At 65.6% G+C, this 23,806-nt stretch carries 22 protein-coding genes; 11 read left to right on the top strand and 11 right to left on the bottom strand.

The features are described 5' to 3' along the window. Window positions 1-21: 21 nt before the first annotated feature. Window positions 22-2,679 (bottom strand): aminopeptidase N, encoded by a 2,658-nt coding sequence (gene pepN, locus QPK29_RS12930; protein WP_371769047.1) that lies wholly within the window; start codon window positions 2,677-2,679, stop codon window positions 22-24. Window positions 2,680-2,895: 216 nt separating this feature from the next. Here pepN and QPK29_RS12925 point away from each other — a divergent pair, with 216 nt between their 5' ends. Further along, window positions 2,896-3,534 (top strand): DUF4136 domain-containing protein, encoded by a 639-nt coding sequence (locus tag QPK29_RS12925; protein ID WP_056130917.1) that lies wholly within the window; start codon window positions 2,896-2,898, stop codon window positions 3,532-3,534. A 103-nt stretch (window positions 3,535-3,637) separates the two neighbouring features. Here the strand turns inward: QPK29_RS12925 and QPK29_RS12920 are convergent, their stop codons facing one another. Genes QPK29_RS12920 through QPK29_RS12905 form a run of 4 tightly spaced genes read right to left on the bottom strand, consistent with a single transcriptional unit; the run spans window position 3,638 to window position 6,108 of the window. Further along, a complete protein-coding gene (locus tag QPK29_RS12920; RefSeq protein WP_200948778.1) occupies window positions 3,638-3,784 on the bottom strand; it encodes a hypothetical protein in 147 nt (48 codons plus the stop codon). Then, the gene (locus QPK29_RS12915; RefSeq protein WP_056328319.1) at window positions 3,781-4,761 is read right to left on the bottom strand and encodes a quinone oxidoreductase family protein; all 981 of its coding nucleotides are present in this window, start codon (window positions 4,759-4,761) and stop codon (window positions 3,781-3,783) included. Before QPK29_RS12915 ends, QPK29_RS12920 begins: the two co-directional genes overlap by 4 nt. A gap of 18 nt (window positions 4,762-4,779) precedes the next feature. Next, complete coding sequence (locus tag QPK29_RS12910) at window positions 4,780-5,160, bottom strand: methylglyoxal synthase (protein WP_056130395.1); 381 nt, start codon at window positions 5,158-5,160, stop codon at window positions 4,780-4,782. 21 nt (window positions 5,161-5,181) lie between these two features. Beyond that, window positions 5,182-6,108 (bottom strand): DMT family transporter, encoded by a 927-nt coding sequence (locus QPK29_RS12905; protein WP_056130392.1) that lies wholly within the window; start codon window positions 6,106-6,108, stop codon window positions 5,182-5,184. A 167-nt stretch (window positions 6,109-6,275) separates the two neighbouring features. Between QPK29_RS12905 and QPK29_RS12900 the strand changes: the two genes are divergently transcribed. The 3 genes from QPK29_RS12900 to purD all read left to right on the top strand — a co-directional run bounded on the left by QPK29_RS12900 (window position 6,276) and on the right by purD (window position 9,164). After that, window positions 6,276-7,046 (top strand): DUF2182 domain-containing protein, encoded by a 771-nt coding sequence (locus tag QPK29_RS12900; protein WP_371769046.1) that lies wholly within the window; start codon window positions 6,276-6,278, stop codon window positions 7,044-7,046. Window positions 7,047-7,150: 104 nt separating this feature from the next. Then, on the top strand, window positions 7,151-7,876 hold the full coding sequence (locus tag QPK29_RS12895; protein ID WP_056130386.1) for a YebC/PmpR family DNA-binding transcriptional regulator: 726 nt from the start codon (window positions 7,151-7,153) through the stop codon (window positions 7,874-7,876). Between the two features lie 16 nt (window positions 7,877-7,892). Then, the gene (gene purD, locus QPK29_RS12890; protein WP_056130372.1) at window positions 7,893-9,164 is read left to right on the top strand and encodes a phosphoribosylamine--glycine ligase; all 1,272 of its coding nucleotides are present in this window, start codon (window positions 7,893-7,895) and stop codon (window positions 9,162-9,164) included. 99 nt (window positions 9,165-9,263) lie between these two features. Here purD and QPK29_RS12885 read toward each other — a convergent pair whose 3' ends face one another. The 3 genes from QPK29_RS12885 to QPK29_RS12875 all read right to left on the bottom strand — a co-directional run bounded on the left by QPK29_RS12885 (window position 9,264) and on the right by QPK29_RS12875 (window position 12,785). Next, window positions 9,264-9,557, bottom strand: a complete 294-nt coding sequence (locus tag QPK29_RS12885; protein ID WP_371769045.1) for a GIY-YIG nuclease family protein — start codon at window positions 9,555-9,557, stop codon at window positions 9,264-9,266. A 210-nt stretch (window positions 9,558-9,767) separates the two neighbouring features. Next, window positions 9,768-10,352 carry a PEP-CTERM sorting domain-containing protein gene (locus QPK29_RS12880; RefSeq protein ID WP_160409314.1) on the bottom strand — a complete coding sequence of 195 codons (585 nt, stop codon included), beginning with the start codon at window positions 10,350-10,352 and terminating at the stop codon, window positions 9,768-9,770. A 60-nt stretch (window positions 10,353-10,412) separates the two neighbouring features. After that, a complete protein-coding gene (locus tag QPK29_RS12875) occupies window positions 10,413-12,785 on the bottom strand; it encodes a dockerin (protein WP_371769044.1) in 2,373 nt (790 codons plus the stop codon). Window positions 12,786-13,220: 435 nt separating this feature from the next. Here QPK29_RS12875 and hemF point away from each other — a divergent pair, with 435 nt between their 5' ends. The 7 genes from hemF to QPK29_RS12840 all read left to right on the top strand — a co-directional run bounded on the left by hemF (window position 13,221) and on the right by QPK29_RS12840 (window position 19,532). After that, window positions 13,221-14,132, top strand: coding sequence for an oxygen-dependent coproporphyrinogen oxidase (gene hemF, locus QPK29_RS12870; RefSeq protein WP_371769043.1), 912 nt, complete (start codon window positions 13,221-13,223; stop codon window positions 14,130-14,132). Further along, window positions 14,129-14,788, top strand: a complete 660-nt coding sequence (locus QPK29_RS12865; RefSeq protein ID WP_371769042.1) for a nicotinate-nucleotide adenylyltransferase — start codon at window positions 14,129-14,131, stop codon at window positions 14,786-14,788. Before hemF ends, QPK29_RS12865 begins: the two co-directional genes overlap by 4 nt. Next, window positions 14,788-15,474 (top strand): ribosome silencing factor, encoded by a 687-nt coding sequence (rsfS, locus tag QPK29_RS12860; RefSeq protein WP_056130358.1) that lies wholly within the window; start codon window positions 14,788-14,790, stop codon window positions 15,472-15,474. Before QPK29_RS12865 ends, rsfS begins: the two co-directional genes overlap by 1 nt. Before the next feature lie 6 nt (window positions 15,475-15,480). Next, entirely contained in the window at window positions 15,481-15,951 is a 471-nt protein-coding gene (gene rlmH, locus QPK29_RS12855) for a 23S rRNA (pseudouridine(1915)-N(3))-methyltransferase RlmH (protein WP_056130354.1), read from the top strand. Window positions 15,952-15,955: 4 nt separating this feature from the next. After that, complete coding sequence (locus QPK29_RS12850; RefSeq protein WP_056328309.1) at window positions 15,956-16,576, top strand: Maf family protein; 621 nt, start codon at window positions 15,956-15,958, stop codon at window positions 16,574-16,576. 84 nt (window positions 16,577-16,660) lie between these two features. Beyond that, complete coding sequence (gene rng, locus QPK29_RS12845; RefSeq protein WP_056328307.1) at window positions 16,661-18,136, top strand: ribonuclease G; 1,476 nt, start codon at window positions 16,661-16,663, stop codon at window positions 18,134-18,136. Between the two features lie 292 nt (window positions 18,137-18,428). After that, entirely contained in the window at window positions 18,429-19,532 is a 1,104-nt protein-coding gene (locus tag QPK29_RS12840) for a glycosyltransferase family 9 protein (RefSeq protein ID WP_371763877.1), read from the top strand. Window positions 19,533-19,579: 47 nt separating this feature from the next. Here QPK29_RS12840 and QPK29_RS12835 read toward each other — a convergent pair whose 3' ends face one another. The 3 genes from QPK29_RS12835 to QPK29_RS12825 form a co-directional block, all read right to left on the bottom strand. Next, complete coding sequence (locus tag QPK29_RS12835) at window positions 19,580-21,658, bottom strand: glycoside hydrolase family 36 protein (RefSeq protein ID WP_371769041.1); 2,079 nt, start codon at window positions 21,656-21,658, stop codon at window positions 19,580-19,582. A 62-nt stretch (window positions 21,659-21,720) separates the two neighbouring features. Further along, on the bottom strand, window positions 21,721-22,557 hold the full coding sequence (locus QPK29_RS12830) for a DeoR/GlpR family DNA-binding transcription regulator (RefSeq protein WP_371763875.1): 837 nt from the start codon (window positions 22,555-22,557) through the stop codon (window positions 21,721-21,723). A gap of 119 nt (window positions 22,558-22,676) precedes the next feature. Next, window positions 22,677-23,774, bottom strand: a complete 1,098-nt coding sequence (locus QPK29_RS12825) for an amidohydrolase family protein (RefSeq protein ID WP_371769040.1) — start codon at window positions 23,772-23,774, stop codon at window positions 22,677-22,679. Between the last annotated feature and the right edge of the window lie 32 nt (window positions 23,775-23,806).

Raw genomic sequence — 23,806 nt, 5'->3', positions numbered from 1 at the left:
TTTGGTTATGTAAATGAATTCTTAGTTGGCGAGGGCCTTGCTGACCACTTCGCGCACGTCGTTCGACAGCTTCGCCTGCCCCGCGACCTGCTGCAGCGCCCGCTTCATGTGGGCCTGCAGGTCCGGCGTGTAGCGGCGCCAGCGGTCCATCGCGCGGGCCAGGCGGCTGGCGACCTGCGGGTTCAGCGCGTCCAGCGCGATCACCTGCTCGGCCCAGAAGCCGTAGCCGCTGCCGTCCGGCGCGTGGAAGCCCACCGCATTGCCGGCACAGAAGGTAGACACCAGGCTGCGCGCACGGTTCGGGTTCCTCAAGGTGAAGGCCTTGTGCGTCATCAATTCGCGTACGCGAGCGACGTCCGTGGTGGGGGCCGCGGCCTGCATCGCGAACCATTTGTCCACGACCAGCGCTTCACCCTGGAATTCGTCGTAGAAGCGTTGCAGCGCATCGGCGGCCGCGGGCGCGCGCGCATGCACGAGTGCCGACAGTGCCGCCACGCGGTCCGTCATGTTCGTGGCGCCGTCGAACTGTTTTTGCGCGAGGGCCAGGCTGGCCTCGTCCGGCGCGGCATTCAGATAGGCCAGCGCGAGGTTTTTCAGGGCGCGCTTGCCGATCGATTCCGCGTCCGGGCTGTACTCGCCCGGCGTCTGGTTGGCGTCGTACTGGGCCAGCAGCTCGGTGCGCAGGCGCGCGCCGATGTCGGCGCGGACGAACTGGCGCGCCAGGTGGATGGCGAGCGGGTCGACGACGTCCAGCTGGTCGGCGATCATCGATTCCGTCGGCAGCAGCAGCGCCTGCTCGCGGAAGGACGGATCGAGCGTGTCGTCCACGAGGATCTTGCGCATGGCGTCGACGAACGTGTCGTCCAGGTCGAGCCTGTCGACGACGTTGCCGGCGCCGGCCACCTGCCCGGTCAGCTTCAGCAGACGGCTCATCGCGAGGCGCTGGCCCGCTTCCCAGCGGTTGACGGGGTCGCTGTCGTGGCTGAACAGGTGCACCAGTTCGGCATCGCTGTAGCCGTGCTTCAGAATCACGGGCGCGGAAAAGTCGCGCAGGATCGACGGCGTCGGCTGTTCCGTCACGCCCGTGAAGACGAAGGTCTGGTCGCTGTCCGTCAGCTCCAGCACGGCCGTCGTGCCGAGGTTCTTGCCATCCACGGTCAGCGGCAGGTCGCGGCCGTCGCGGCCCAGCAGGCCGACGGCGACCGGGATGTGGAACGGCAGCTTTTCCGGCTGGCCCGGCGTCGACGGGCACGACTGGATCAAGCGCAGCGTGTACGTCTGCGCCTGCTCGTCCCAACGCGTCTCGGCCTGCACGACCGGCGTGCCGGCCTGGCTGTACCAGCGCTCGAACTGCGTCAGGTCGCGGCCGTTGGCATCGGCCATCGCCAGGCGGAAATCGTCGCACGTGACGGCCTGCTCGTCGTGGCGCTGGAAGTACAGGTCCATGCCCTTGCGAAAAGCCTCGCGGCCCAGCAGGGTCTGGACCATGCGCACGACTTCGGCGCCCTTCTCGTAGACGGTGACGGTATAAAAATTATTGATCTCGACGAAGGAGTCGGGGCGGACCGGGTGGGCCATCGGGCCCGCGTCTTCCGGAAACTGGGCCTGGCGCAGGGTGCGCACCTGGTCGATGCGGGTGACGGCGCGGCCCGTGTTCGTGCCGATCATGTCGGCCGAAAATTCCTGGTCGCGGAACACGGTCAGGCCTTCCTTCAGCGACAGCTGGAACCAGTCGCGGCAGGTGACGCGGTTGCCCGTCCAGTTGTGGAAGTATTCGTGGCCGACGACGGCCTCGATGCCCTGGAAGTCGACGTCCGTCGCGACGCGCGGATTGGCCAGCACGAACTTCGTGTTGAAGATGTTCAGGCCCTTGTTTTCCATCGCGCCCATGTTGAAGTCGCCCACGGCGACGATCATGAAGCGGTCCAGGTCGAGTTCCAGGTTCCAGCGTTCCTCGTCCCAGCGGATGCTGTGCTTCAGCGACTGCATCGCGTAGTCCGTCTTGTCGAGATTGCCCTCTTCCACCCAGACCTGCAGCAGCGCGGTGCGGCCGTCGGCCAGTTCGAAGTTCTCTTCCTGGCAGACGAGGCGCGCAGCGACGAGGGCGAACAGGTACGACGGTTTCTTGAACGGGTCTTCCCACAGCGCGTAGTGGCGGCCATTGTCGAGGTCGCCTTCTTCGATCAGGTTACCGTTCGACAGCAGCACCGGGTACTTGTCCTTGTCGGCGCGCAGCATGACGGTGAAGCGCGCCATCACGTCCGGGCGGTCTGGAAAGTAGGTGATCCGACGAAAACCTTCGGCTTCGCACTGCGTATAGAAGCTGCCATTGGACGTGTACAGGCCGCTGAGGGTAGTATTGCTCTCCGGAACGCAGATAGTCTCGATTTCCAGCGTCGCTTCTTCCGGGGCGTTGGGGATGCGCAGCAGGGTGCCTTCGATCACGTAATCGCCCTCGCCCAGCGTGCGGCCGTTCAGGCGCAAGGTCACCAGTTCGATGTCTTCGCCGTACAGCTCGATTTCGCGCTGCGCGCTGGCAGGGTTGCGGCGCACCGTCATCCGGTTGGCGACGACGGTACGGGCGGGGTCGAGGTCGAAGCCGAGTTCAACGGTATCGACCAGGTAGCTGGGGGCAGTGTAATCCTTCCGGTAGATAGTCTGGGGCGTATCGGTGCGCATGGTCGGGAGTCCGCAAAGCCGTTGGTGGGATGCTTATTTTACCAACAGCTTTACACCACGATCCGTACCTTTCGAATGTATCGCCATGTACAGGTAGTAACCACGCGTAAATGTATCGACGTACAACACGCATCAGGAATAATATGGTCTCCTGAACAAGACCGATTACAGGAATTGAAACCCGACACATCGGGAACCGAATAGATGGAGCTCGTCATGAAACGTACCATGATCACGGCGGTCGCATCGCTGAGCCTGTTGCTGGGCGGCTGCGCGACGACGATCCGCAGTGACGTCACCACCTTCAACCAGTGGCCCGCCCAGCTGCCCGACAAGAGCTATGCGTTCGAGACGCCGCCTCCGCAGGACAACACGCTGGAGCTGCAGAGCTACGAAAACCTCGTGCGCGCCCAGCTCGCCCGCCTCGGCTTCCACGAGGCGCAGGGGTCGCCCGCGCTGAAGGTGTCGATGCGCTTCTCGACCATCGACGTGCCCACGCAGGTGCTGTACCCGACCTTCGCGCCGACGTACTACTCGCCCCGCTTCGCCTACATGGGCTGGCGCCGGCGCTACTGGGGCGGCTGGTACAGCCCGTTCTACGATCCGTTCTGGGGTCCGGTGCCGGCCTATGACGTGCAGGAAGAACACCGCTACCACCGCCAGTTGCAGCTGTCGATCGCGTCGGCCGCGGATGGCAAGCGCCTGTTCGACGTCACGGTGCGTAACGTGAGCCGGCAGATGTCGACGCCGGTCGTGATGCCGGCCCTCGTGCAGAGTGCGTTCGAGGGGTTCCCGGGGCCGAATGGCGGGTCGCGCGTGATCGAGTTGAAGCAGGAGCCGCGGCAGAACGGCTGACACTACCGTCGTCCCCGCGAAAGCGGGGACCCATACTGAGCCTCAGAAATCGCGACTTCGGGAGCATGGATTCCCGCTTTCGCCGGAATGACGTGCTGACACCTTAGCCGAGATACGCCTCGGACAGGAACGTAATCCCGATAATCAGCAGCACCGCCAGCATCAACACCACGAGCAGGCGCCCGAAGTGCGGTTCCGCCGCAGGTTGCGGATCGATCGGCGGTTCGTTGTCGTCGCTAAATTCTCTCATGGCAGCAAAATGGTCTTGCCCGTCGTGCGGCGCCCTTCGAGGGCGATGTGGGCCTGGGCCGCGTCGGCGAGGGGAAAACGCTGGTGGATGTCGATGCTCACTTTACCGCTCGCCACGACGTCGAACAGGTCGGCCGCCATCGCGTCCCGCTGCGCCCGCGTGGCAGCATACGACTGCAGTGTGGGCCGCGTGATGTACAGCGAGCCGCGCGATGCCAGTTCGTTCAGCGCGAACGGCGGCACCGGCCCCGACGAATTGCCGAAGCTGACCATCAGCCCGCGCGGCCGCAGGCAGTCCAGCGAGCGCGTGAACATGTCCTTGCCGACCGAATCGTAGACGACCGGCACCTTTGCGCCGTTCGTGATCTCCAGTACGCGCTGCACGACATCCTCGTCACGATAGTTGATGACATGCGCCGCCCCGCGCTGCCGCGCCAGCGCCGCTTTCTCGTTTGACCCCACCGTGCCGATGAGGTTCACGCCCAGCGCCCGCGCCCATTGGCACGCGATCAGCCCGACGCCGCCGGCCGCCGCATGGAACAGGATCGTCTCGCCCGGCTGCACGGCATGGGTCTGCTTGAGGAGGTATTGCACGGTCAGCCCCTGCAGCATCATCGCGGCGCCCGTCTCGAACGAGATGGCGTCCGGCAGGTGCACGAGCACGTCGGCCGGCATCACGCGCAGCTGGCTGTAGGCGCCGTTCGGACGGGCCGCGTACGCGACGCGGTCGCCCGGCTTGACGTGCGTGACGCCCTCGCCCACCGCCTCGACGACGCCCGCCCCTTCCTGGCCGAGGCCGTTCGGCAGGTCGAGCGGGTACAGGCCCGAGCGGAAATACGTATCGATGAAATTCACGCCGATCGCGTGGTTGCGCACGCGCGCCTCACCGGGGCCGGGATCGCCGACCTCGACGTCGACGTATTCCAGCACCTCGGGCCCGCCGGTGCGCGCGAAGCGGATCGCCTTTGCCGTCGTCATGACCGTTCTCCCCGGGAATCAGTCGGCCTTCGACTGCAGTTGCGACAGCACCAGGTGGGCGCTCGCCACGTTCGTCGCGCACGGGATGTTGTGCACGTCGCAGGCGCGGACCAGCGCGTTGATGTCCGGTTCGTGCGGCTGCGGGGTCATCGGGTCGCGCAGGAAGATCACGCAATCGATCTCGCCCTCGACCAGCTGGGCGCCGATCTGCAGGTCGCCGCCGACGGGACCGGAATGCATGCGCGTCACTTCCAGGCCCAGCTCGTTGATCAGGCGGCCGCCCGTGGTGCCGGTGGCCGACAGCGTGCAGCCGCGCAGGAAATCCACGTACTCGGCGGCGAGGGCGATCATGTCGTCTTTTTTCTTGTCGTGGGCGATCAGGGCGATGCGAGGTTTCATGTTCCGTTCCATTTCGGTTTGTCAGGGTGTTTTTTTCTTCGACAGCAAATAGATCCCGCCCAGCACCAGGCCCGTTCCGGCCAGTTGCACGGTCGTGATCGGTTCTCCCAGCAGCGCCCAGCCCAGGAACAGCGTCGACACCGGACCGATCATGCCGGCCTGGGATGCCGTCGTCGCACCGATGCGCTGGACCGCCGCCATCGTCATGAAGACGGGGAAGATGGTACAGAATATCCCATTCACGAGCGAGAGCCCGTAAACCGGCAGCGGCTGCACCAGCATGCTGGCGGGCCGCAGGATGAAGAACTGCGCGATGCACGCGGCGCTCGACACGCACATCGCGTACGCGACGAGGCGCAGCGAGCCGATGCGGCGCACCATCTCGCCCGTGCCGAGCAGATAGGCCGCGTAGCACGCCGCCGAACCGAGCACCAGCAGCGAGCCCGTGACCGTGCTCCCCCCGCCGCCCTTCAGGTCGTGCGCGAACACGAGCACGATGCCGCAGTACGACAGCGCCAGCGCGATCCACTCCGCGCGGCCGATGCGGCGCTTGAAGACGAGCGCCGTGATCAGGAGGACGAACGTGGGCGTGAGGAACAGGATCAGGCGTTCCAGGCCCACCGAGATGTATTGCAGGCCGAGGAAATCGAGGTAGCTCGACAGGTAGTAGCCGATCAGGCCCAGTCCGGCGAGACGCCAGCGGTCGCGTACGGCGAGCGGCGGCTCGGTCCGCATCTTCCACACCGCCACGGCCGCAAACACCGGAAGCGAGAACAGCATTCTGAACGCGATCAATGTGACGGCGTCGATGTGGTAGCGGTACAGCAGTTTGGCAACGATGGCCTTCGTGGAGAACAGAACGGCACCGCCGATGGCGATCGCCAGGCCGCCCAGCGCGGCCGGGCGTGTGGTCGGTACAACAGGTAAGTCGGCTGCAGTTTTACTCATCCGACGATTGTACGGGGAATCCGCATAGCCGGCTGAGGACGCCTCCGAACGCAGCCGGCCGGGTGCGGTCCAATCGCTGTCGATACTCAACCGCATCACAGCTCAACTTTTCGGGAGATGTCCATGGCACACAGCGCAACGATGCAACCGGCCGGAGCGCGCGCCCGATGAGCCGCGCCAGCGGCGTCGGCCGCCCCGGTGCCGACCGCACCGTCGTCCTCACCCTGCTCGTGCTGCTCGCGGCGCTGTGCTGGGCGTATCTGCTGTTTCGCGTCGGCCGCCTGTCGCCGCTGGGGACGGGTAACGCGGGCCATTTCCGGGTCGGGCCGTACCACGCGGACGACCTCGCGCGCCTGCTGGCGCTGTGGACCGTCGTCATCGCCGCGATGATGCTGCCGGCGGCCGCGCCGTCCGTGCTGCTGTACGCCCGCGTGAAGCGGCTCGTGCGCGAGCGCTGGGTCTATCCGTCCACGTTCCTGTTCATGCTGGGCTATCTGTTCGTCTGGACCTGCTGCGCCCTCGCCGCCACGCTGGCCGACTGGCAGCTGCACGACGCCGGCGGGCTCGACGAGACGATGGCCATCGTGCACCCGACGGTCGGCGCCCTCGCCCTCGTCGCGGCCGGGGTCTACCAGTGGACGCCCGCCAAGCACGTCTGCCTGGACAATTGCCGCGCGCCGCTGGCGTTCGTCCTGACGCACTGGCGCCGGGGGATGTGGGGCGCGTTCCGCATGGGCGTCGCGGATGCGCGGTATTGCACGGGCTGCTGCTGGCTGCTGCTCGCGCTCGTGCTGCCGGCCGGCGTGCTGAACCTGCCCGTCATCGCCGGGCTCATCGCGCCGATCCTCGCCGAAAAACTGCTGCCCGGCGGGCATGTGGTGGCGTGCGCGACGGGGCTCGGGCTGGTCGGACTGGGCACGGCGTTGTTGTTTCCCTGACAGTATTTAGACGGATGCGCTATGATAAAATGTCGAGGATTATCAATACCCGGGACCTCGAAAATCGCAGTTTGCCGAGGTTCCCTGTCTAAGGAAGACTCGACATGGCTGGACACAGCAAATGGGCCAACATCAAGCACAAGAAAGCCGCCACTGATGCCAAGCGCGGCAAGATCTGGACCCGACTGATCAAGGAAATCACCGTCGCTGCCCGCATGGGCGGCGGCGACGCCAACACCAACCCGCGCCTGCGCCTCGCCATCGAAAAAGCGGCCGACGCCAATATGCCGAAGGATAACGTCAACCGCGCCGTGCAGCGCGGTTCGGGCGGCCTGGAAGGCGTCAACTACGAAGAAATCCGCTACGAAGGCTATGGCATCGGCGGCGCGGCGATCATCGTCGACTGCATGACCGACAACCGCGTGCGCACCGTGGCCGAAGTCCGCCACGCGTTCAGCAAATTCGGCGGCAATATGGGGACCGAAGGCTCCGTCGCGTTCATGTTCAAGCACACGGGCCAGTTCCTGTTCGCACCCGGCGTCGAAGAAGACAAGCTGATGGAAGCGGCGCTGGAAGCCGGTGCCGACGACGTGATCGCCGACGACGAAGGCGGCTTCGAAGTGCTGTGCGACCCGAACGCCTTCGCCGGCGTCAAGGAAGCCCTGGAAAAGGCCGGCTTCAAGGCCGATTCCGCCGAAGTCATCATGAAGCCGGACACCGAGACGGTGTTCACCGGCGAAGACGCGCTCAAAATGCAGAAACTGCTCGACGCCCTGGAAAACCTGGACGACGTGCAGGAAGTCTATACGAACGCAGTCATTGAAGAGTAAGCAGCGAAAGCAATCCATGAAAATCCTGGTAGTCGGCTCTGGCGGCCGTGAACATGCCCTGGCCTGGAAACTGGCCCAATCCGATCGCGTCCAGATGGTCTACGTCGCACCGGGCAATGGCGGTACCGCGCGCGATGCGCGCCTGATCAACATCGACATCACCGACCCGGCCGCGCTGGCCGACTTCGTCGTCGCGGAACACGTCAACCTGACGCTGGTCGGCCCGGAACAGCCGCTGGCGGCCGGCATCGTCAACCTGTTCCGCGCGCGCGGCCTGAAGGTCTTCGGCCCGACCAGGGAAGCGGCCCAGCTGGAAAGCTCGAAGGACTTCGCCAAGGCCTTCATGCACCGCCACGGCATCCCGACGGCGCAGTACCAGACATTCACCGACGTCGCCCAGGCCCACGCCTACATCGACGCCCAGGGCGCGCCGATCGTCATCAAGGCCGACGGCCTCGCCGCCGGCAAGGGCGTCGTCGTCGCGATGACCCTGGAAGAAGCACACCAGGCGGCCGACGACATGTTGTCGGGCAACCGCTTCGGCGACGCGGGCGCACGCATCGTCATCGAGGAATTCCTGGCCGGCGAAGAAGCCAGCTTCATCGTCATGTGCGACGGCAAGAACGTCGTCGCCCTGGCCACGTCGCAAGACCACAAGCGCCTGAAGGACCACGACCAGGGCCCGAACACGGGCGGCATGGGCGCATACTCGCCGGCACCGGTCGTCACGCCGTCGATCCACGCGCGCGTGATGCGCGAGATTATCAACCCGACCATCCAGGGCATGGCCAAGGACGGCATCCCGTACAGCGGTTTCCTGTACGCGGGCCTGATGATCGACGCGGCCGGCGTGCCGAAGGTCATCGAATTCAACTGCCGCATGGGCGACCCGGAAACGCAGCCGATCATGACGCGCCTGAAGAGCGACTTCGTGACGGTGCTGGAACACGCGTGCAACAGCACCCTGGACAAGGTGGAACTGGAATGGGACCGCCGCACGGCGGTGGGCGTCGTGATGGCGGCGGCCGGTTATCCGGACGCGCCGGCCAAGGGCGACATCATCGACGGCATCCCGGCCGAAACGCCGGAATGCGTCACCTTCCACGCCGGCACCCAGATCGTGGGCGGCACGCTGCAGACATCGGGCGGCCGCGTGCTGTGCGTCGTCGGCCTGGGCGACAGCGTCAAGATGGCGCAGAAGCAGGCGTACGAGACCGTCGAGAAGATCCACTTCAATGGGGCGCAGTATCGGCGCGACATCGGGTGGCGTGGGATCAAGCAGGCGTGATGGCCTAGCGTCTCGCAACAACGAAAAACGGAGGCTCGCAGCCTCCGTTTTTTTACCCTGCCGTCGTTCCCGCGCAAGCGGGAACCCATGCTGAGCTCGCTAGCCTACAATATCAGCATAGAGGTCACGCCACCGGGGATTGGTCTTCTGAATCAGCTCCACCTTCCACGACCTGTCCCACTTCTTGATCTGCTTTTCGCGCCGGATCGCTTCCATGATATCGGCGTGAATCTCACACCAGACCAGCATCTTGACGCGATATCGCTTTGTGAATCCTTCAGCCAGGCCTTCTCGGTGCTGCCAAACACGTTTTACGAGGTCGCTTGTCACGCCAACGTAGAGTGTTCCGTTCAAGCCGCTCGCCAACATATAGACGTAGCTTGATCTTTCCATGGTTGAGTCCTCAATCCCGAAAAGTGACATGTTCCAGCGGAGGACTCGTTCTATTGCTGAGATGCTGCAAAAGTTCGCATGACTCGTCATTCCCGCGCAAGCGGGAATCCATACAAAGCAACCGGATTCAGTAACATGAAAGCACCGTGACGCGCTGAATGGGCTGACTTCGGAAGCTCAGCATGGGTTCCCGCCTCCGCGGGAACGACGTTATTTCCGGCGACGCGCCACGCTACCCGCGGCCAGTCCACCCAGCATCAGCGCCAGCGTCCCCGGCAGCGGCACCGAACCGCTCGGCGCGGCCGCTTCCACGTTGACGTTGTCGATCTGGTTGTAGGCACCCGAGCCGATGCGCAGTTCGGTGATGCCGGTCAGGACCGTGCTCCACGTACCCGAGTCCTGGATCGAACCGACCGACACACCGTCGGCCGACACGTCGCTCCAATCCATGAAGTAGTCGAAGCTGTTCAGGTTGAACTTGCCGCCGCCCACGCGGGTCAGCGTGACGAACGTGTCCCAGCCGTTTTCCATGCCGTCGTGCCAGTTGTACGTCGACGGCTCGTACGTGCCGTCGCCGACGTGGGCCGCGTCCGCGTCCGCGCCCGGCGCATTCAGGGTCACCTGGAAGCCCGACTCCACGTAGGTCAGGTTCAGGCCGTTGTAGGTCATGCTGCCGGCCAGCGGAAAGCCGTCGCCGTACATCATCTCGGTCAGGCCATCGAAGTTCAGGACGGTGGCGCCGGCGCTGCCTGCTGCCATCAAGGCGACGGCGGCGAGAATGGATTTGAATTTCATGAAAGTCTCCGGAAGTAATCGTTGCTGCCGGCGCCCATGCGGGCACCGGCATTGCCATCATCAGTAGGTGAAGAACACGCCGCGGCCCGCGCCGGCGGCATAGACGCGTCCGGGCACGGCCTGGTCGGCGGCCAGGTTGCTGATGCCGGCGTACTGGTGCTTGTCGTCGTTGATCCGGCGCCACGTCCTGGCACCGTCATCCGAGCGGTACACGCCCCACACGTTGTTGATGATGCCGACGATGTAGATCGAAGACGAGTACGTCGCACCGGCCGGCGCCTTGCCCAGCGCAATGGAGGTGGCGCCGTACACCTGCGGATAACTCCACGTCTCGTTGGTGCCCCAGTCCGGCGCGGTCACATCCAGCCTGGTCCAGGTCACGCCCGAGTCGGTGGAGTGCAGGATGCTGAAACCGTCGACCACCCAGATGTCGCCTTCGGCATTCGGATTGACGGCGATCGACGACTGGTAGAAGGCCGCCACGCGCGCGCCCGCGCTCACGAACGTCGTGCTCTCGGTGAAGGTATGGCCGCCGTCGTTCGAGTACCAGAAATGCGACGTGTCCGCCCACTGGTTCCACCACGCGCCGCCCGAGTTGAACGCATAGACCTTGTTCGGGTTCTTGCGGTCGGCGACGACGCGGTAGCCGCGGCCGATGCCCACCGCGGACAGGTCCGGCAGGTTCGTGTACGTCCAGGTGGCGCCATTGTCGGTCGTGTAGGCCGGCCGCGCGCCGGACGGTGCCCAGACGGCCTTGCCCGGCGCGGTGACGGCGATGGTTTCCTCGCCGCCCTGGTGGTCGTTCGATGCCGCGTCCGGGTGCTTGCTGGCGAATGGCGTCCAGGTCACGCCGGAGTCGGTCGAGTAGGCGCCGCGCGGGTTGTTCTGGACCCAGCCGCCGGTGCCGACGGCCGCGATGTAGGCCGGGTTCGACCAGGCCGTGTCGGCGGCGTGGCCGTTGCTGAAGTAGCCGATCGGGCCGCGCGTCGGCTTCTTCAGCACCTCGGTCTGCACGTGCGTGCCGATGTCGCCGGAGCTGCGCAGCAGCGCATAGCTGGCGCCCTTGGGCGGCGTCGCCAGGCTGATCGTCGCGGTTTCCTCGAGGTTGGTCACGTCCAGGTTCCACGTGGGCGTGGCGGCCGATGCGGTTTTCGTCTCCCAGATGCCGCCGCCGAACACGTGCAGGATGTGGTCGGGGTTGTTCGGATCGATCTCGACGTCGTCCACCCAGCCGGAGAAGTCCACGTCGGACGGGGTGTGCGGGGTCATCGACGCGATCTCGCGCCAGGTCAGGCCGGCGTCGTCGGACACCTGCACGACCGGCTGGCCCTGCCAGTTACCCCACGAGTTCGACACGCCCAGTGCGATGCGGGTGGTCGGGCCGGAACCGGAGACCGACAGGCCGCCCATGCCGAAGTTCACCCATTGCTCCGTATCGTAGCTCTTCAGCAGCGTCCAGTTGGTGCCGTCGAACTTGTACAGGCGGGCCGGGCCGCCGGCGCCCGGGCCCATGTCCTTCGTGAACGCCACGTAGATGATGCCGTCCTTGGCGCGGACCATGTGCGGGATGTAGTAGCCGGTCACGGGAGTCGGCACGCCCGTCCAGGTCGCGCCGCCGTCGGTCGACTTGTACAGGTTGGCGTTCAGGCCGGCCGCGGCAGCGTAATCCGGGGCCACCGCCGTGTAGATGGTCTGCGTGGCCGTACCCGCGCCCGTGGTCGAGGTGTCGAACAGCACGCTCTCGATGCCGCCCGACGTGCGGCCCGGCAGGGAGCCGATCTGGTCGCCCGGGTACTGGAACGACGTCAGCGACGTGACCTGGCTCCAGGTCTGGCCGTAGTCGGCGCTCTTCCACAGGCCCGACGTGCGCGAGCCGTAGTACAGGACCGACGGCTGGTTCGGATCGACCATCAGGCGCTCGCCGATGGCACGGCCCGGATCGTTGGAACCGGCGCGGAACGGCAGGTCCACGTGCGTCCAGCTGTCGCCGCGGTTCGTGGAGATATACAGGCGGGCATTTTGTCCCGACCAATCGTACATGCCGGTGACGAGGTACACGCGCTTGTCGTCGGTCGGGTCCAGGGCCACGCTTTCGGCCCCGTTATAGAATTCTTCGCGGACGCCGAAGCCGTCCGTGATCGGCGTCCAGCCGGAAGTGGCCGTATCCCTGCGGTAGACCCCGCCCATGTCGGTGCGCGCATACAGCACGTCCGGGCTGGTCGGGTGGAAGATCAGGCCGGTCACGTAGCCGCTGCCGCCGTACTTCACGCTCTGCCAACGGGCGCCCGTGGCCGCAACGTCTGCGCCGCCGCCGGACGCGCTGCCGATCATGGCGGCGAAAGAAGGCGATTGCGAGGACGGGCTGCTGCTGCCGCCGCACGCTGCCACCAGGCCTGCCACGGCGCAGGCAAGCGCAAGAGTTTGCTTCTTCATGCTTGAACTCCAAGAAAGTGTTGGACCGGGATTACCGGTTTGCTGCAATGCACCATCCCCGTCGGTACGGCCACGGACGGGCCGTCACGATGAAGACATTGGATGGGAGAGGACAAGTTGGCGCGTCAAGGTCGCGGCCGAGGGGGGATCGTATGTTCCATGAAGGTCTCCGTCGTTTTCGTTATTGACTCGTTCCGACACCGGCCTATGCGGCTGGCGTGAAATCGGTTTCTTTCGACGTAGACTATTAGTAATACGCACGCGTTTCTTGCATTCGTAACGACGAAAGCTAGAAAAATGCAGAAAATTGTAGAGATTTGCGCAGGATTTTTATTCGCGCCGGCGGGGTGCTGGAATCGGTGTCGGCGGGTGCCTGTCACGATCCAGTTCATCAGTGTACAATCCCCGTTCGCTTTTTTTCTCTCACATTTCCACATGGCTACAATTAATCCGGCCGCCGTCAAGGCTTGGCTGCTCGACCTCCAGGCGCGCATCGTGCAAGCGCTGGAAGACGTCGACGGCAAGCCTTTCTTGCGCGACACGTGGGAACGGGCCGAAGGTGGCGGCGGCGTATCGCGCCTCATCGAAGGTGGAAATGTGATCGAGCGCGGCGGCGTGAATTTTTCGCACGTGCGCGGCGCCAGCCTGCCGGCCTCGGCGATGGCCGCGCGCCCGGAGCTGGCGGGCCGCGCCTGGGAAGCGATGGGCGTGTCGCTCGTGCTGCACCCGCACAATCCGTACGCACCCACCGTGCATATGAACGTGCGCTTTTTCGAAGCGACGGCCGAGGGCAAGGAACCCGTCTGGTGGTTCGGCGGCGGCATGGACCTGACGCCCTATTACGGCAATGCGGACGACGCGCGCCACTTCCACCAGGTCTGCCACGACGCGCTGGCGCCGTTCGGCGACGACCTGCACCCGCGCTTCAAGCGCTGGTGCGACGATTATTTCTATATCAAACACCGCAAGGAAGCGCGCGGCGTCGGCGGCATCTTCTTCGACGACTTCAACGAACTCGGGTTCGAGCAGTCGTATGCGATGGTGCAGAGCGTCGGCGACGGCTTCCTCGATGCCTACCTGCCGATCCTGCAACGCCGCAAGGACCAGCCGTACGGCGAACGCGAGCGCGATTTCCAGGCGTACCGGCGCGGCCGCTACGTCGAGTTCAACCTCGTGTGGGACCGCGGCACCTTGTTCGGCCTGCAGTCGGGCGGCCGGACGGAAGCGATCCTGATGTCGATGCCGCCCATCGTCAAATGGCGCTACGACTGGCATCCGGAACCGGGCAGCCCCGAAGACAAGCTGACCACCGACTTCCTGCCGCACCGGGATTGGCTCGCCCCGTGACCAGATGTGTTGCTCTGCTGGGCGGCAGTTTCGACCCGGTGCACCACGGCCACGTCGCGCTGGCCGAGTTGTTCGCGCGCCAGCTCCACCCGGACGAACTGCGCGTGCTGCCCGCCGGCCAGCCGTGGCAAAAGAAGCGTGGCCTGGAAGCGGGCGACGCCGACCGCGTGGCCATGCTGAAGCTGGCGTTTGCAGGCAGTAGCGCGCCCGTGACGATCGATACCCGCGAGATCGACCGTCATGGCGCCACGTACACGGTCGAAACCCTGCGCGGCCTGCGCGCCGAGCTCGGGCCGGATACGTCCATCGTGTTCGTGATGGGCGCGGACCAGTTGCAGAAGCTGGACACCTGGCGCGACTGGCGCGACCTGTTCGCGCTGGCCAATTTCGGCGTCGCCGCCCGCCCCGGCTACCGGCTCGACGACGCCGCGCTGCCGCCCGCCGTGGCAGCCGAACTGGCGCAGCGGCGCGCGTCGTTCGACGCCGTGCGCGCCAGCCCGGCGGGCAAGGTGTGCCTGGCGCACACGCTGGCCATCGACATCTCGGCCACGCAGGTGCGCGCTGCCCTGCACGCCGAACCCCGTACTGACATAAGCGCGCTCGTTGCGCCGCAAGTGCTAGACTATATTCAACAACATAACTTGTACAAAAACTAATGGATATCAAGAAACTGCAAACGCTCGTCGTCGACGCCCTCGAAGACGTCAAGGGCCAGGACATCGTTCTGTTCGACACGACGCACCTGACCAGCCTGTTCGACCGTATCGCGGTCGTGTCGGGCACGTCGAATCGCCAGACCAAGGCGCTGGCCGCCTCGGTGCGCGACAAGGTCAAGGAAGCAGGCGGCGACGTGGTCGGGCTGGAAGGCGAAGACACGGGCGAATGGGTCCTCGTCGACCTGGGCGACATGATCGTGCACATCATGCAGCCGGCCATCCGCCAGTACTACCGCCTGGAAGAAATCTGGGGCGACAAGCCCGTGAAGCTGGGCGCCGCCAAGCGCAAGTCGACGACCGAGGGCCAGGACGCGGCCGCGCCGAAGACCAAGTCGAAGCACCTCGCCGCGAACCAGGAGCAGGAAGACGCCAAGCCGGTGCGCGAGCGCAAGCCGGCCGCGAAGAAGGCGGCTGACGCCAAGCCGGCCGCCCGGAAACCTGCCGCCAAGAAGATCCCGACGGGCGCCACCGTGAAGGTTGCCGTGTCCAAGACCGCTGCCGCGGACGCCAAAGCTGCCAAGGCCGCCAAGGCCGCTGCCGCACCGAAGCGCGCGACGAAAGCCGCAGCCGAGGGCGACGCACCGGCCAAGAAAGTCATCCGCCGCATCAAGAAAACCGAAGAATAAGCTGCGATGCAGTTGTTCATCGTCGCGGTCGGCCACAAGATGCCGGCCTGGATCGAGACCGGCTTCGCGGAATACGCGAAGCGGATGCCGCCGGAGCTGCGCATCGTGCTGAAGGAAGTGAAACCGGTCGAACGGTCCGGCAGCAAGACGGCGGCCACCGCGATGGCGCTCGAACGCGAGCGCATCGAGGCCGTGCTGCCGAAAGGCGTGCGCATCGTCGCCCTCGACGAGCGCGGCAAGGATCTCACCAGCGTGGGCCTGTCGCAAGCGTTGGAGGCCTGGCAGCAGGACGGGCGCGACATCGCCTTCCTGATCGGCGGGGCCGACGGCCTCGATCCGGAGCTCAAGGCACGCGCGGACGGTCTGATCCGCATCTCCAGCATGACGCTGCCGCACGGTATCGTGCGCGTGATGCTGGCAGAACAGTTATATCGTGCCTGGTCCATCACCCAGAACCACCCCTACCATCGGGTATGAGCCGATGAAACAGCCCGACAAGAAAATCTACCTCGCCTCGAAGAGCCCGCGCCGCCGCGAACTGCTGCGCCAGGTCGGCATCGATTTCGACATCCTCAGCCTGCGCTCCGATCCGGCCCGCGGCATCGACGTCAGCGAAGACACGTTCGCGGGCGAGCCCGCCATGGACTACGTGGCCCGCGTGGCGCGCGAAAAAGGCGCGTTCGCGTGGAACGTGCTGCACATGCGCCGCATGCCGCTGCGCCCCGTGCTGTCGGCCGACACGACCGTCACCATCGACGGCGAGATCCTCGGCAAGCCGGCCGATCCGAAGGAAGCGCATGCGATGCTGGAACGCCTGTCGGGCCGCACGCACCAGGTGCTGACGTCGGTCGCGCTGCACTACACGGACGTGTTCGAGCAGGTGACGCAGGTGTCGAACGTGCGTTTCGCCCAGCTCACGCCGGCAGCGATCCGCGCCTATTGCGCGACGCCGGAGCCCTACGACAAGGCCGGCGCCTATGGCATCCAGGGCCTCGCCGCCCTGTTCATCGAGCACATCGAAGGCAGCCATTCCGGCATCATGGGCTTGCCCGTGTTCGAGACGGCGCAGTTACTGCAGAAAGCGGGCGTCAGCGCGCTGTAGCGCGGGGTAATCGATGCCCCCGGCATCAATGACCCCACCCTGCGTGTATGATGTGACCCGAGACAACAATTAAAACCCGGCCTCATGACTGAAGACATCCTGATCAACATCACCCCCCAGGAAACGCGCGTCGCGCTGGTGGTTCAGGGTGCCGTACAAGAGCTGCACATCGAGCGTACGCTCACCCGCGGTCTCGCGGGCAACGTCTATCTGGGCAAGGTCGTGCGCGTGCTGCCGGGCATGCAGTCGGCCTTCATCGACATCGGCCTCGAACGCGCCGCGTTCCTGCACGTGGCCGACATCTGGGAAGCCAGGCCGCACGACGGCGCGAACGGCAGCAGCAGCGCGCCACCGACGCCCATCGAAAAAATCCTGTTCGACGGCCAGGTGCTGACCGTCCAGGTGATCAAGGATCCGATCGGCACGAAGGGCGCGCGCCTGTCCACGCAGATCTCGATCGCGGGCCGCATGCTCGTCTATCTGCCGCAGGATAAACACATCGGCATCTCGCAGAAGATCGAGAAGGAATCCGAGCGCGAAGCCCTGCGCGCGCGCCTCGCGGGCCTGTTGCCGCCGGACGAAAAAGGCGGCTATATCGTGCGCACGCAGGCCGAGGACGCGTCCGACGCCGACCTCGCCGCCGACGTCGACTACCTGCGCAAGACGTGGGGCGCCATCATGACGGGCGCGCGCACGCGTCCCGCGACGAGCCTGCTGTACCAGGACCTGAGCCTGGCCCAGCGCGTGCTGCGCGACTTCGTGCACGACGAGACGGCCGCGATCCTCGTCGACTCGCGCGAGAACTACCTGAAACTCGTCGAATTCGCCCAGGTGTACACGCCGAGCGTGCTGTCGCGCCTGCAGCACTACACGGGCGAGCGCCCGCTGTTCGACCTGTACGGCGTCGAGGAAGAGATCCTGCGCGCGCTGGGCCGGCGCGTGGACCTGAAATCGGGCGGCTACCTGATCGTCGACCAGACCGAAGCGATGACGACCATCGACGTCAACACGGGCGGCTTCGTCGGCGGGCGCAATTTCGCCGACACGATCTTCAAGACGAACCTGGAAGCGGCACACGCCATCGCCCGCCAGCTGCGGCTGCGCAACCTGGGCGGCATCATCATCCTCGACTTCATCGACATGGAGAACACCGAGCACCGCAACGCCGTGCTCGCGGAGCTCAAGAAGACGCTGTCGCGCGACCGCACGAAGGTGTCCGTGAGCGGCTTCTCGGCGCTGGGCCTCGTCGAAATGACGAGAAAACGCACGCGCGAATCGCTGGCCCACATCCTGTGCGAGCCCTGCCCTGCCTGCGGCGGCAAGGGCCAGGTCAAGACGAGCCGGACGATCTGCTACGAGATCCTGCGCGAACTGCTGCGCGAAGCCAAGCAGTTCAACCCGCGCGAATTCCGCATCGTCGCGTCGCAGGAAGTGGTCGACCTGTTCCTCGAGGAAGAGTCGCAGCACCTGGCCATGCTCGGCGACTTCATCGGCAAGCGGATCTCGCTGCAGGTCGAGCGCGGCTATCACCAGGAACAGTACGACGTCATCCTGATGTGATGTGAAATTTATACGCCAGTTTCGCCGTGTGGATGACAAGGATTTGTCATCCTGTTCAGTTCATGTTGCTCGCACAGGACAATGCGTCTAAAAATATGGTCAGGGGCAACGCAGTGTCCCGGTTTGGACTACAATTCGAGACAATTTGTTGAAGATTTCGAGAGTTGGCGGTAGTGTGCATCCTCACCAGGCAGATGCGCAGCCAGCCGACCGGTTAGCGCTGCTGAATCGCAGACCCTGATATACCGCTGGCGGCGTCGGACAACAACTGGCAGGCGACCCGTAAGAGACAATGAACGTACCTCTCATTCCTACCGATCTGCTGAAGAAATCGGACAAGATCCTGTTCATCGCCCACCTGGCGTTGGGCGACTACACCTATTTGCAGAACTGCTTCCAGGCGTTCGCGCGCGCCTACCCGCACCTGAAACTGCACCTGTGGGTGGACGAAGTGCGCCGCACGAGCGACGCCTCGCAGTGGCCGCACCTGAAAAAGAACGTCCTGTACGACTGGCTCGACGCCTGCGACTTCATCGAGAAGGTCTACAAGCAGAACTACTCGCCGGAGCTGTTCCAGGCTTCCATCCGGGAAGCGCAGCAGGAGCACTACCCGATCGTCGTCTCGCTGGGCACCCTGCGTCCGCACTTCTACGCCGACCTCGCGCGCGAGATCAGCCCGGACGGCTTCGTGCTCGGCCTGAAGAAGCCGCACGGCCTGCAGGGCCTGATCCACTGGTTCAGCTACCGCAAGCTGGACGCCAGCCTCGACCCGGACGTGGCCGACCGCGCGAGCGCGCCGCACATCAGCGACGTGCATGCTGACTGGTTCCGCCAGCTGGCCGGCGTGGACATTCCGCCGGCCGGGCGCATCCCGTTCGTGCACATTCCCGGGCAGTTCGTCGAGGGCGCGAAGGCGCGCCTGCACGAATGGGGCTTCGACGGCCGCCAGGGCAAGCTCGTCTTCATCAACCCGTTCGCCAAGACGCGCAAGCGCTGCTGGCCCGTCGAGCGCGTGGCCGAACTGATCACGACGATGCGCGCCCAGCCGGAATGGCGCGACGCGTGCTTCATCGTCAACGCGGTGCCGCAGGAAGTGGACAACGTGAAAGCCATGCTGGCGCGCCGCCAGCTCGACCGCACGGAACTGTTCAGCGCCAACGAAAACTTCTTCCAGCTGCCCGCGATGCTGGCGCAGTGCGACCTGATCGTGTCCGTCGAGACGGCCGTGATGCACCTGGCGAATGCCGTGGGCGTGCCGGTCGTCGCGCTGATGCGCCAGAAGACGCCGGAATGGGCCCCGGTCGACAAGGCCAACTCCACCGTCATCACGGCGGATCAGAGACGGGACTGGGTCAAGGCGATTCCGGTCGATGCGGTGATGCACGCGCTGGCGTGATCTCGACGCGCGCGTGACAAAGGCCGCTTCGTGCGGCCTTCTGTTTTTCAGGCCGGCACGGCTTCGAGCAGCAAGGCATGCTCGAAGCGGACGGTGATCCGGTTGGCGCCGGACTGGACCTGTCCCAGCTCGCGCTCGTCGACGTAGTCACGCAGGCGATAGCGGCCCGGACCGAGGCCACGTATCTCGACCGGCCCGTCCCAGCGTGGCGCAAAGAAGGCAAAGTACAACCTGCCATCCTTTTCCACGACGTGCGCCTCCGGCTTGTCGAAGCCGATGTCATACAGTTCGCCACGGTAGACGCCGTTGGCCAGCATCTTGTCGCGGTAGATGCCGATCCATTTGCGCCACTTGGCCTCGCGTTCCGGCGTCAGCAGGAAGCTGTCCTTCGGCTTGGGATCGACGGGCCAGGTGAACTTGGTCGACAGCACCGCCCCGATGCCGACCGTCGAGGCAAAATCCTCGCCGCCGTCGCTCAGCTCGACGTGGTCGCCCGCATAGGCCGCCGACGGTCCCATCAGCGCCTTCAAGGTCTTGCCCTTGTGCCGGACCTGCCAGGATGACAGCGGATCCGAGGCCGGCGCCTGGTTCATGTACGGGAAATTATGGAAGGCGTAGGCGGTGCCGCAGGGGCACAATTCGACCACCGCATGCGGATTGACCTCGCGCGCGGTGTCGTAGACCATCTTCCAGAAATCCTGCAGCTTCTCGAAGGATTCCTCCGGCCGCGCATGCTTGTGCGCCGGGTTGTAGCAGGGTGCCACGCCATTCAGATGCTGGCCGTCGATCTTCAGGCCGGCATAGCCCCACTCGCCGAGGATCTTGCGCACGAAAGCCCGGGTCATCTCGATGGTCGGTTCATAGGCCGGGCACAGGTACAGGCTGTTCCACCACGAGATCAGCTGCGGCGCGCCGTCCTTGTCCAGCAAGAGCATGTCGGCATGCTCGTGCAGCAGGTCGGTGCCCGGATCGGCTGCCAGCGGCGTGATCCACAGACGCGCCTTCAATCCGGCCTCCTTCACCGCGCCGACCAGGCCGCGCATGTCTGCCTCGCCTTTCGGAAATTTCTTGGTGTCGAGCTTCCAGTCGCCCTCATTGTTCTGCCAGCCATCGTCCAGCACCGCCCACTCGAGCCCGAGTTCCTTCGCTTTCTGCAGCGTGCCGACCATCAGCGGGATCGTGAAGTCGCGCTCGTAGCCCCAGGCGCACCAGATCGGCTCGTAGCATTCGGACGGCGCGTCCGGCGCGCGCACGCCGCGTTCGGCCATGACCTGGCGGTAACGGTCGAGCGCCGCGAAATAATCGCCGGTATGCAGGGCCAGGAAGGTGTCCAGCGTGTCGAGGGTGCCGCCCGGCGCCAGCGTGGCGGCGCGCTCGAACTCGACCGCCAGCGAGGCGCCGCCGGCCGTCGCCCGCACCGGCAACGCGACCAGGCGCGGCACGGTATCGAGGTGCCCGACCGCCACGCCGCAATCCCGCTGCCAGACGTCCACGGCCGGCGTGCCGCCGCCATAGTCGGACGCGTTCATGCCCATGAAGTTGCGCTGCTCGAAGCCCGGCGCCATCGGCAGCACCCAGTCGCGCCGGTCCTGGTGCGTGGCGCCGGAAAAGGTCCAGAATTCCGATTTGCGGCCGGCGGCGGGACGCAGGGTATGCGCGCTGTTGGCCCAGGCGGTGATGTCCAGCGGCTTGCTGCCCAGGTTGCGGTAGGAGACCCGGATGATCGCGAAACCGGGATGCCGGTCATGGAACGTGACGGCGACGGTCTTTTCGATGCCGTCGGGCGCCACGCCGGTAAAGCGGTGCCGCAGGCCCGGTCCATGCGGTCCGTCGACACGGTCGGCAGCCTGGCCGGACATGGCGAAGCGCTCGATCCAGCGCCCGTTCGCGAGCCGCAGGCGCTCGCTCGGCGCGAAGGCGGTGACGGCCGTCGCGCGCGCTCCCCGCTTCGACAGCAGGCGGCAGCGCAACTCGCCGTCGAATTCCAGCGCCATCGCGGCGTCGCCGATCCGCGCCACGTCCCTGCCGTTGCCCGCTGCCGCCGCGGGTCCGACCGTCGATGCGACGGCGGTCCCTGCCAGCCACTGCAGCAGGGTACGCCGGCGTTCGTCATGCGCTCGTTTCATAAGTCTCCTCGTCATGTCAATGTTTGGACTACATGGCCGGCGCCGGGCCGGCACTGCCGTCCCTACACCAGCACGACTTGCGCGCCGCGTGCCCGCAGCGCCTCGACTGTCTCCGGTACCGCGCCGGTATCGGTGATGATGCAATCGACCTGTTCGATCCGGGCGATCACGGACAGGCTGCGCCGCCCCAGCTTCGACGAATCGCCGACCGCGACCACCCGGCGTGCGATCTCGAGCATGCGGCCGTTCAGGCGCGCTTCCAGCAGGTGCGGCGTCATCACGCCGATCTCCGGATCCAGGCCGTCGAAGCCGAGGAACAGGATGTCGGCATGCAGGCCCTGCAGCGCGCTTTCCGCTTGCGGACCGCCGAGCGAATACGAGCTTGGCCTGAGCACGCCGCCAAGCATGATCAGCGTGACGTGGGGCGCGCCGGCCAGCAGGACCGCGATGTTGAGCGCGTTCGTGATCACGTTCACCGACTGCAGCTTCAGGCCGCGGATCTGCTTGGCGATTTCCGCCGTGGTCGTGCCCGAATCGAGCACGATCGTCTGGCCCTCGCCGATCAGTTTCACGGCCGCTTCGGCGATGCGCATCTTCTCGGCGCGGCGCAAGGTCTGCTTGACGCCGATCGGCAGGTCTTCGTCGTCACGCTGGGCCAGCGCGCCGCCGCGCGTACGCACCACGGCGCCGATCTCCGCCAGCGCGTTCAGGTCGTTGCGCGCGGTAACCTGCGAGATGTCGAACATGTCCGCCAGCTCCGCCACCGTGATCCGTCCGCGTTCGCCGACCAGTTCGCGGATGCGGCGCCGCCTTTCCTCGACCAGCAGGTCGGGGTCGGACGGCGCACCGGGAAGGTTTTGCGTCGAAGGTTTCGCTTCCGTTCTCTTTGTTTCTTTCATTGCCGATCTTTCGGGCCTCGTCGTCGCCCCGTAGTGGAGAGCCAGATCATACAGGAGGCTCCATCCGAAATGAAACGAAAGATCGGTGCCGGCCGCCCGCGCCGCCGGCGCTACGTCGTTCAGCCGGCGGGTGGCGGTTGCCACGCGCGCGGATAGGCCTTTTCCGCATTCAGGCGGTACAGCTTGTCGACCACGACGCGCGGCAACGCCAGCCCTCGCACAGGCGAGTCCAGCTCCGGCACCGCGAAGGTGTCGGCGGTATTGAAGTAGCGCCAGTCACGTCGCCAAACCGTGTCGAGATCGCTGGCGAAACCCGCGTCCGGCTGCTCGTCCGACTGCGCCAGGTCGGTTCCGTACATCAGGCGGTCCTGGTAACGGATGAAGAAGTCACGCACGCGCTCGCGGCGGCGCTGCGACTGGTACTGGACCTGGCCGATGCGGGCCGCCACGTCGACGTATGCACCCGGATGCGCGTCCAGCCAGTGTCCCAGCCGGTCGACGTCCCATTCGATCGATGCCATGTGCACGCCGGTGAAGCGCAGCCGCGGATGACGGGCCAGCAGGCGGTCGCGCGCCGCCATCTGCTGGTCGTAGCCGGGCATCTCCGGATGCAGGTACATGTGGTAGGCCGGATGCGCCTTGAAATACTCGCGGTCGTTGTTGACCGTCATCCGCGCCAGCGGCAGCCAGCAGTTATGCGGCTCGCCCTGGTGGCCAAGCACCATCGTGCCGCGCTCCGCCAGGCCGTCGAACAGGGGCGCCAGGCGCGCGTCGTCGACCATGACCAGCCGTCCACGCGCATCGCGCAACGCCATGCCGATGTTCTTCCAGACCTTGACGCCGACGGCGCCGTCGGCCAGCGCGCCGTCGAGGTCCTTCAGGGTCGCTTCGGTCCAGCCGGGCCGCTCGAAGCCTTGGGTCGAAAACGACGCCACCCAGGCGATCCGGTCCGGATGTGCGTGGGCGGCGGCGCTGGCGATGCGGCGCTGCCGTTCGAGCGGCGGGAAATCCGGATAGTCGACGTTGATCGTCAGTGCCCGGAAGTTGTCCCGGCGTGCCAGCGCCAGGTAGGCATCCTGGCTGGCGCCGTGCAGGTGCAGGTGGGCATCGACCTTCGGCACCTTGTCGAAGTCGGCCATCGTGTACGTGTCGGCGGCGAATGCCGGCGGCAGCGCCAGCAGCGCCGCCAGGATCGCCCGGATCAGGATCGAATGCATGGGAATCTCCTCCTTGGATGAATGCGGCGGCG

It is taken from the genome of Massilia orientalis, assembly GCF_030411975.2.
GTDB classification, from domain to species: Bacteria; Pseudomonadota; Gammaproteobacteria; order Burkholderiales; family Burkholderiaceae_D; genus Telluria; species Telluria orientalis.
Note: the sequence above shows the minus strand (reverse complement) of the source record. Positions and strands in the feature narration are given on the sequence as shown.

Bases quoted from the DNA above. Each gene is read 5' to 3' on its own strand.
- pepN (WP_371769047.1), bottom strand. From the start codon at position 2,679: ATGCGCACCGATACGCCCCAGACTATCTACCGGAAGGATTACACTGCC.
- QPK29_RS12925 (WP_056130917.1), top strand. From the start codon at position 2,896: ATGAAACGTACCATGATCACGGCGGTCGCATCGCTGAGCCTGTTGCTG.
- QPK29_RS12920 (WP_200948778.1), bottom strand. From the start codon at position 3,784: ATGAGAGAATTTAGCGACGACAACGAACCGCCGATCGATCCGCAACCT.
- QPK29_RS12915 (WP_056328319.1), bottom strand. From the start codon at position 4,761: ATGACGACGGCAAAGGCGATCCGCTTCGCGCGCACCGGCGGGCCCGAG.
- QPK29_RS12910 (WP_056130395.1), bottom strand. From the start codon at position 5,160: ATGAAACCTCGCATCGCCCTGATCGCCCACGACAAGAAAAAAGACGAC.
- QPK29_RS12905 (WP_056130392.1), bottom strand. From the start codon at position 6,108: ATGAGTAAAACTGCAGCCGACTTACCTGTTGTACCGACCACACGCCCG.
- QPK29_RS12900 (WP_371769046.1), top strand. From the start codon at position 6,276: ATGAGCCGCGCCAGCGGCGTCGGCCGCCCCGGTGCCGACCGCACCGTC.
- QPK29_RS12895 (WP_056130386.1), top strand. From the start codon at position 7,151: ATGGCTGGACACAGCAAATGGGCCAACATCAAGCACAAGAAAGCCGCC.
- purD (WP_056130372.1), top strand. From the start codon at position 7,893: ATGAAAATCCTGGTAGTCGGCTCTGGCGGCCGTGAACATGCCCTGGCC.
- QPK29_RS12885 (WP_371769045.1), bottom strand. From the start codon at position 9,557: ATGGAAAGATCAAGCTACGTCTATATGTTGGCGAGCGGCTTGAACGGA.
- QPK29_RS12880 (WP_160409314.1), bottom strand. From the start codon at position 10,352: ATGAAATTCAAATCCATTCTCGCCGCCGTCGCCTTGATGGCAGCAGGC.
- QPK29_RS12875 (WP_371769044.1), bottom strand. From the start codon at position 12,785: ATGAAGAAGCAAACTCTTGCGCTTGCCTGCGCCGTGGCAGGCCTGGTG.
- hemF (WP_371769043.1), top strand. From the start codon at position 13,221: ATGGCTACAATTAATCCGGCCGCCGTCAAGGCTTGGCTGCTCGACCTC.
- rsfS (WP_056130358.1), top strand. From the start codon at position 14,788: ATGGATATCAAGAAACTGCAAACGCTCGTCGTCGACGCCCTCGAAGAC.
- rlmH (WP_056130354.1), top strand. From the start codon at position 15,481: ATGCAGTTGTTCATCGTCGCGGTCGGCCACAAGATGCCGGCCTGGATC.
- QPK29_RS12850 (WP_056328309.1), top strand. From the start codon at position 15,956: ATGAAACAGCCCGACAAGAAAATCTACCTCGCCTCGAAGAGCCCGCGC.
- rng (WP_056328307.1), top strand. From the start codon at position 16,661: ATGACTGAAGACATCCTGATCAACATCACCCCCCAGGAAACGCGCGTC.
- QPK29_RS12840 (WP_371763877.1), top strand. From the start codon at position 18,429: ATGAACGTACCTCTCATTCCTACCGATCTGCTGAAGAAATCGGACAAG.
- QPK29_RS12835 (WP_371769041.1), bottom strand. From the start codon at position 21,658: ATGAAACGAGCGCATGACGAACGCCGGCGTACCCTGCTGCAGTGGCTG.
- QPK29_RS12830 (WP_371763875.1), bottom strand. From the start codon at position 22,557: ATGAAAGAAACAAAGAGAACGGAAGCGAAACCTTCGACGCAAAACCTT.
- QPK29_RS12825 (WP_371769040.1), bottom strand. From the start codon at position 23,774: ATGCATTCGATCCTGATCCGGGCGATCCTGGCGGCGCTGCTGGCGCTG.